The sequence below is a fragment of the Treponema socranskii subsp. socranskii VPI DR56BR1116 = ATCC 35536 genome (genome assembly GCF_000468115.1).
GTDB classification, from domain to species: Bacteria; Spirochaetota; Spirochaetia; order Treponematales; family Treponemataceae; genus Treponema_D; species Treponema_D socranskii.
This window is the reverse complement of sequence record NZ_AVQI01000001.1, coordinates 40,748-47,888: the sequence shown is the minus strand read 5'-3', so window position 1 is coordinate 47,888 and position 7,141 is coordinate 40,748. Positions and strand designations below refer to the sequence as shown.

The 7,141-nt window shown below is 52.8% G+C and carries 7 protein-coding genes; 3 read left to right on the top strand and 4 right to left on the bottom strand.

Annotated features, from left to right (window positions below):
• Nucleotides 1–209 precede the first annotated feature (209 nt).
• A complete protein-coding gene (locus tag HMPREF0860_RS00225) occupies nt 210–566 on the bottom strand; it encodes a TraR/DksA family transcriptional regulator (RefSeq protein WP_021329277.1) in 357 nt (118 codons plus the stop codon).
• Between the two features lie 179 nt (nt 567–745).
• Here HMPREF0860_RS00225 and infA point away from each other — a divergent pair, with 179 nt between their 5' ends.
• Nucleotides 746–964, top strand: a complete 219-nt coding sequence (gene infA / locus HMPREF0860_RS00220) for a translation initiation factor IF-1 (RefSeq protein WP_016521760.1) — start codon at nt 746–748, stop codon at nt 962–964.
• 48 nt (nt 965–1,012) lie between these two features.
• Here infA and HMPREF0860_RS14280 read toward each other — a convergent pair whose 3' ends face one another.
• The gene (locus HMPREF0860_RS14280; RefSeq protein ID WP_021329341.1) at nt 1,013–1,582 is read right to left on the bottom strand and encodes a DnaJ domain-containing protein; all 570 of its coding nucleotides are present in this window, start codon (nt 1,580–1,582) and stop codon (nt 1,013–1,015) included.
• Between the two features lie 99 nt (nt 1,583–1,681).
• On the opposite strand from HMPREF0860_RS14280, the gene HMPREF0860_RS00210 reads away from it, so the two are divergent.
• Nucleotides 1,682–2,437, top strand: coding sequence for an NAD-dependent protein deacylase (locus HMPREF0860_RS00210; RefSeq protein WP_021329348.1), 756 nt, complete (start codon nt 1,682–1,684; stop codon nt 2,435–2,437).
• A gap of 49 nt (nt 2,438–2,486) precedes the next feature.
• Here HMPREF0860_RS00210 and HMPREF0860_RS00205 read toward each other — a convergent pair whose 3' ends face one another.
• Both HMPREF0860_RS00205 and HMPREF0860_RS00200 read right to left on the bottom strand, forming a co-directional pair.
• Nucleotides 2,487–4,106 (bottom strand): Na+/H+ antiporter NhaC family protein, encoded by a 1,620-nt coding sequence (locus tag HMPREF0860_RS00205; RefSeq protein WP_021329287.1) that lies wholly within the window; start codon nt 4,104–4,106, stop codon nt 2,487–2,489.
• 79 nt (nt 4,107–4,185) lie between these two features.
• On the bottom strand, nt 4,186–5,313 hold the full coding sequence (locus HMPREF0860_RS00200; RefSeq protein ID WP_021329316.1) for a PTS sugar transporter subunit IIC: 1,128 nt from the start codon (nt 5,311–5,313) through the stop codon (nt 4,186–4,188).
• Nucleotides 5,314–5,903: 590 nt separating this feature from the next.
• Between HMPREF0860_RS00200 and purA the strand changes: the two genes are divergently transcribed.
• Nucleotides 5,904–7,127 (top strand): adenylosuccinate synthase, encoded by a 1,224-nt coding sequence (gene purA, locus HMPREF0860_RS00190; RefSeq protein ID WP_038080343.1) that lies wholly within the window; start codon nt 5,904–5,906, stop codon nt 7,125–7,127.
• Nucleotides 7,128–7,141 lie beyond the last annotated feature (14 nt).

The following is a 7,141-nucleotide window of genomic DNA, read 5'->3' as shown; positions in this document are numbered from 1 at the left end:
GATTTTCAGCAAAGAGCAATACAGAGGGACAAAACGAAAGCGAGACAACCGTGCGGGCAATGTATACACGGAAAAGAAGCGTAGGATCCAACTATCAAGTTTACCCGACAAACTCGAAATATATCGCGGCGCTTGAAAAAAAATGCAAAGTGCGGGGGTATTAACCATCCGCACGAATAAGCGGCGGACGGCAGCGGAGCGTCACGCATTCAGCGGCGCTTGCGTTCTTCTTCGGATGCGCAGGTCACACACATAAGTGCATACGGCAGTGCCTTTAAACGTTGCTGCGGAATGTCTTTGCCGCATTTGACACACTTCCCGTATTTTCCCTGACGGATGCGGTCGAGCGCGTTGTCCACAAGCTGCAGTCGGGCGGCATCCTGAGAGCCGAGCGAATCGAGCAGCGTACGATCGATCGCATCGGATGCGACATCTATAACGTCGCCTGCGGCAACGGTCTTTACCAATTTTTTCATATCATCGCTCTGTTCCGCAAGCGAGGCAAGAATAGTCTGCCGGCGCGCGAGCAAATCGTTTTTCATGCTTTCAATAAATTTTTTATCCATAATAGATGAACTCCGTGCAATGAACCCGCACCCGTGTTGACAAGCGCGGAAATTTTGTACATACTGAAGAGTATACGACCAAATCGGAATAAAAACAAGGTTAAATTGAACGGCGCTGTTTTAGACGTTCAATTTAACTTTAAGGAACTCTTGTTATTCGGTCACGCAGCGGAGGAACTGTGGCAAAAGAAGAAGCTATCGAAGTGGAAGGCGTCGTAAAAGAAGCGCTTCCCAATACAACGTTCAGAATCGAATTGCAAAACGGACATCTCATCCTGGCGACGCTGTCCGGAAAGATGCGAAAACACTATATCAGAATCGTGCCGGGCGATACGGTCAAAGTCGCGCTTTCACCGTACGATTTGAACCGCGGCCGAATCATCTTCCGCCAACGATAACCCGATTTTCGCCGATGTACCGATCGGCAAGCACTGCAGTCAGCCGCTTTATTTTTGCCTTCCCAATTTAATAAGCGCCACGGCGGATTTTACCGCACCGATGACGCCGTTGATCGTGACAAAGAGACACAGGAGCCCGAACAGCGGGAAAAAGCCGAATATGCTGCTCGCGATTATGCCGAAAAACGCCTGTCCCAATTTTGAATAGAGCTGAGAGCGGAGCGCTTCTCGCGTATCACGTCTCTTTTCGTTTGTCCACGTATAGGTATAGCGCCGCTCGCCGTTTTGCCTGCCTCCGTAATTACTGCCGAACCATTGCCAAAACATATCTTCGTCGCTGAAGCGGGTACCGGAATAAGAGCCGTATGCATACTGCGTATCCTGCCGCCCCGCGTATGAGGTCTCCGCGCTTCCGAAACGGTCGTATTGAGAACGCTTCGTTTCGTCTCCGAGTACATCGTAAGCGGCGTTTATCGCTTTGAATTTTTCTTCCGCGCTTTTATCACCCGGGTTTCTGTCGGGGTGATATTTGAATGCGAGAGTGCGGTACGCTTTTTTAATTTCATCGGTGCTTGCCGTTTTTGCGATTCCGAGCACCACATACAAATCCTGTTCCATCAGTTATAAAATAGCCGTTTCGGACAAATGTTACAAGTGCTGAACTCAAGGAACACAGCCCTATAACATCGCGCCGCAAAATGCGGTATACTGTATGCTATGAACGATAACGATTTCGATAAAGCGATTGCAAAACTGCAGCGCATGATAGACGAAAGCCGCTCTATCGTATTTTTCGGCGGAGCAGGCGTTTCGACGGAAAGCGGTATCCCCGACTTCAGAAGCACGGACGGACTGTATCACCAAAAATGGAAATATCCTCCCGAGCAAATGCTCAGCAGGAGTTTTTTCGACGCGAAACCCGCGGAGTTTTACCGCTTTTACCGCGAAAAGCTCATCGTCAAAGGCGTAAAGCCGAACGCGGCGCACAAAAAACTTGCAGAACTCGAAAAGGCGGGAAAGCTCAGCGCCGTCGTCACGCAAAACATCGACGGATTGCATCAGGCGGCGGGAAGCAAAAACGTATTCGAACTGCACGGAAGCACGCTGCGCAATTACTGTATGAAATGCGGCTCTCCCTACGATATCGATTTTATCGCCGAAAGTGCAAACGCTCCCGACGGCATACCGCACTGCACAAAGTGCGGCGGCATCGTTAAACCCGATGTCGTACTTTACGAAGAAGGTCTCGACGGAGCCTGCATCGAAGGCGCAGTCCGCGCGATACGGGATGCGGACATGCTCATCATCGGCGGCACCTCTCTCGTCGTCTACCCCGCGGCAAGCCTTGTCAACTATTACCGCGGGAACAAGCTCGTCGTTATCAATAAAACCGCGACGGGAGGCGATGCGATCGCAACGCTCGTCATCCGTGATTCGATCGGAAAAGTGCTCGGCGCCGTAAAAACCGCATAAACGTCCGCCGCACTCGTATCGCTTACACGGAAAAGCACGCCGGCCGTTTTCAGTCCGCTTTCGATTTTACCGTTTTGGGCAAAAACACGATGCCGATAACGAGGACAAGCGCGAACGAAAGCCACGCGGCAATTATATTTTCCGAAAAACCGCCTGCGATAAAACCGATCGCCGAACAAAGTGCGATAAACACCGCGTACGGCATCTGGGTCGCAACGTGTTCGAGGTGCGGACAGCCCGCTCCCGTAGACGAAAGGATTGTCGTATCGGAAATGGGAGATGCGTGATCGCCGAATACGGCGCCTCCGACGACGGCAGCAATACAGATCATGCACGCGTTGACGAATGCCTCTTGCGGCAAGCCCTTCGCCTGCGCAAGTCCCGTCGCGATCGGCATGACAAGCGGAATCATAATGCCGAACGTGCCCCAGCTCGTGCCGGTCGCAAACGAAATGAGAGCCGAAAGCGCAAAGACGATGACGGGAATGAGTTCGAGCGGAAAGCGCTGCTTCACGACGATTTCCGAAAGGTAGACGCCGAGTCCGAGTCCTCCGTCCGACGGCGAAGATTTGATAATCGTTCCGATCGTCCACGCCATCGACAAAATGATCAGCGCCGGTATCATCGATTTGATGCCGTCGCGGAGCGCTTCACCCGCTCCGCTCAAGTTCAACAATTTTCTTGCAATATAATAAATATACGTCGCAAATATCGTAAAGATGATAGCGTAAAAAAGCGCAACCGATGCGTCGGTATCTTTAAATGCGTCTCCGAGCGGAATCGAGCGTGCGGCGTCAAGAAACGATGCAATCGACTCCCCGTCGATCGCACTCATCCATGTCGTCACCGGAAAAAAGATCAGAGCCGTCACGATGAGAACGATGATCGGAAAAAGCATGTCGGCAGGCTTCGCCGAATCGTTTACGGTGTTTTCGACTTCGCCCGCAACGGCTCCGTACTTTCTTTCATAAAAGAGTTTTCCCTGTGCCGCACGCGCTTCGGAAGACTTCATCGGTCCGAAATCGCGTTTTGTTAAAATGATGACGAGTACGAAGACGAGCGTGCCGAGCGCATAAAGGTTGTACGGTATGGAGCGGATAAAAAATTCGAACGGCGTCATGTGCATCGCATCGAAGCCTTCCGCACCCTTTACGATCGACATGACGGTGACGACCCAGCTCGAAATCGGCGCGATGATACACACGGGAGCGGCGGTCGAATCGAGCACGTAGGCAAGTTTTGCGCGCGCGACTTTCGTCTTATCGCAGATCGGGCGCATGATCGTTCCGACGGTGAGCGAATTGAAATAATCGTCGATAAAAATTATCAAGCCGAAGATAAACGACATGAGAAGCGATCCTTTGCTCGTCTTCAATTTCAGCGACGCCCATCTGCCGAAGGCGCCTGCGGCTCCCGTTTTCGAAAGCATACCGACAAGGCCTCCGAGGAGCGCGCAAAAAAGGAAAATGCGGATATTCCATCCGTCGGCAAGCGAAGAAGCGAGCGCATCGGTGAGATGCATAAGCGCAAGGGCGGGATTACCCCCCGTGACGATAAGCGTGCCCGACAAAATGCCGAAAAAGAGCGATACGATCACGTCTTTAGTGACGAAGGCAAGCACGATTGTTAAAAGCGGGGGGATGATGCCCCACATACCGAAACTGGTCATTATAATCCTCCAACCGGATATGACAGGATGGTCTATTTTAGCATATTCGCTTCTTTATGTCTTGCCGTAGGGATTTCCGCTATGCGTCGAGTTTCATATCACCGTCACGGATTAAACTCCGAGCGCGAAGCGCCGCATAAAAAACGTATGCGAGTACGGCCGGAAAAAACACATCGACTGCGATTATCTTTGCGATGATAAGGAAAGCGCTTTCGCTTCCCTGCATCGCTTGAAACGTCATAATCGGCCCGACCAAACCGCTCGTTCCCATACCCGCTCCCGCAGGAAGCGTGCGCATCTTAAAGAGGCACGAAGCGATGGGACCGGTGATCGCCGAAGCGAGAGTCGGCGGAATCCATATAAAAGGGTTTTTGCAGATGTTCGGAATCTGCAGCATAGACGTTCCGAGTCCCTGCGCGAAAAAACCGTTAAAACCGTTGTCGCGGAAGCTGATGACGGCAAAGCCTATCATCTGCGCGCAGCAGCCCGCAGTCGCAGCTCCTCCCGCGATCCCCGTCATGCCGAGTATGATCGCGATAGCCGCGGAACTTATGGGCAGCGTTAAAATCATCCCCATGACGACGGAGAGCACAATGCCCATCCAAAACGGCTCGAGTTCCGTCGCCCTCTGTATACCGCTCCCCAGAGCTGCCGATGCGGATGCAAGGGCGGGCCCGAAGAGCAATGCGGCGGCGGCGCCTGCGATGACGGTTACGGCGGGCACGACGACGATATCGATTTTAGTCTTTCCCGCGACGAGCCTTCCGCATTCGGCGCCGACTAAAGCCGCGGCAAAAGCGCCGAGCGGATCTCCCGGCCCCGCAAAAAGCACGCTGCCGTTTTCCGCGATAAAGGCCGCCTGCCCTGCGCTCAAGTATGCGGCGCATTTTACGGAATACGCGCCGATCGTACCGGTGAGGATGCTTCCGTACAAAGCGAGCTTCGGCGCGCCGAGCGAATGCGCAACTCCGCACGCGATTCCGGCTCCGGTGAGTACGGTGAGCACCTGCCCCGTGAGCATAAAAAATCTTCCCGCATACGCGAGAGATGTATAGACGCTCGCACCGCCTGCACATCCCGAACCGACTGCCGACGGAAAGAATCCGCCGATCTGCTTTATAATCAATCCGATGATGAGCGTGGAAAAAAGGCCGAGCGACATTCCGCCGAACGCATCGACGACATACCGTTTAAAGTACTTGTTCATAGAACACCTCGAGGAAAATAATAATTTCGGTAATTGATATACTTTGTCGATGCTGATACGCGGCGCGCCGTGGGCGCCGGTAATGCCGCCGCAAGGGATTCGGCTGTAGGCTATCACAAACGTAACATCTGTACTAAAGAGTATAGCGCTTCTCCGCATACACGGCAAGAGCGCATAATTCCGAGCAGTGCTCGTTCGCGGTACATCCGTGAACCGCTCACTACCGTATTTTTGCTGCGCAAAAATACGCGACCGTTTTTGCAAAGGTGCGACACGGCGTCCGTGCCGTGCATTGAAGGAAGTTCCCCGCGCGACTTGCAACGAGCGCGTGAGCGCGAAGTTCCCCGCGCAGGAATTATGCGCGTCTCCTATCACAAAGTGTGCCGTAGACGCCGTGCTTTGTGTCCTCATAAGGAATTGCAGTCGGCTTTCATATCTTTTAAAGAAAAAACGGCTTGCCCGTTTTTCGATTTCAGACTTATAAGAGCACATTGAGCCGTCAACATTGAAGTTGTAAGAATCGGTATCTTGCGATATACTGATGCAATCGGCGAAATATACTGTCGATGATGCTGCAGGTGGAGGAAACGATGAACATTGTTGTTATGGGTGCACAGTGGGGCGATGAAGGAAAGGGAAAGATAGTCGATTTTCTTGCGCAGGACGCGAAATACATCGTGCGCTTTGCCGGCGGTGCAAATGCAGGCCATACGATTGTCGCCGACGGAAAAAAGTATGCGCTGCACCAAGTGCCCTCGGGCATTTTATATCCCGATAAATCGGTATTTCTCGGCTCGGGTATGGTAATCGACCCCGAAGCGCTCTTTGCGGAACTGCAGATGCTCACCGACAACGGCATTTCGTGGAAGGACCGCGTGTTCATCTCCGACCGCGCGCACATCGTTTTGCCCGCGTACCGCAGAATGGACAAAGAGCGCGATGCTGCCCGCAAGCGCCCGATCGGAACGACGGGAAGGGGCATCGGAACTTCATATTCTCAAAAATCCGAACGCGACGGAATCAGGCTCGCCGATCTGGATTGGAAAGAAAAGATGACTGACCTCGATACCGAAGACAGGCAATTTATCGATACGTACGCATCCCGCCTCATGGCGATGCGCGTCGATATCGCTTCAAAGTTGTGGGAATACCGAAGCGAAAATATTTTGTTCGAAGGTGCTCAAGGAGCACTGCTCGATTTGGACAGCGGAACCTACCCCTACGTGAGTTCCGGAGCGTCGTGCTCGGCGGGAGCGGCTTTAGGTTCGGGAATCGGGCCGCGCGCGATCGACAGAGTGTACGGCGTTTTTAAAGCTTACGAAACGCGTGTCGGAAACGGTCCCATGCCGAGCGAATTTAACAACGACACCGAAAGCGAACTCTGCAATTATGTACGCACGACCGGAAACGAATTCGGAGTCACGACGGGGCGGCCGCGCAGGTGCGGCTATCTCGATTTGGTTGCGCTCCGCTATGCATGCCGCGTCAATTCGATCGATTCACTCGTTTTGACGCACCTCGACATCTACGATGAAATGGAATCGATTGAAGCCTGCATCGCATACGATATCGGCGGGAAAACGGTTACGGATTTTCCGGCGAGCATTCCCGCACTCAACGCGGCACGTCCCGTGCTCAAAAAATTCAACGGCTGGAAAAGCGACCTCCGCCGGTGCGGTTCGTATGAAAAGATGCCGGCGAACGCGAAGGCTTATGTGGAATTTATCGAAGCGTTTTGCGAAACGCCCGTCGGGATTGTATCCGTCGGGCAAGACAGGAACGAAACCTATCTGCGAATAAAACCGTGGAATTAAAATCAAGGCAGCCA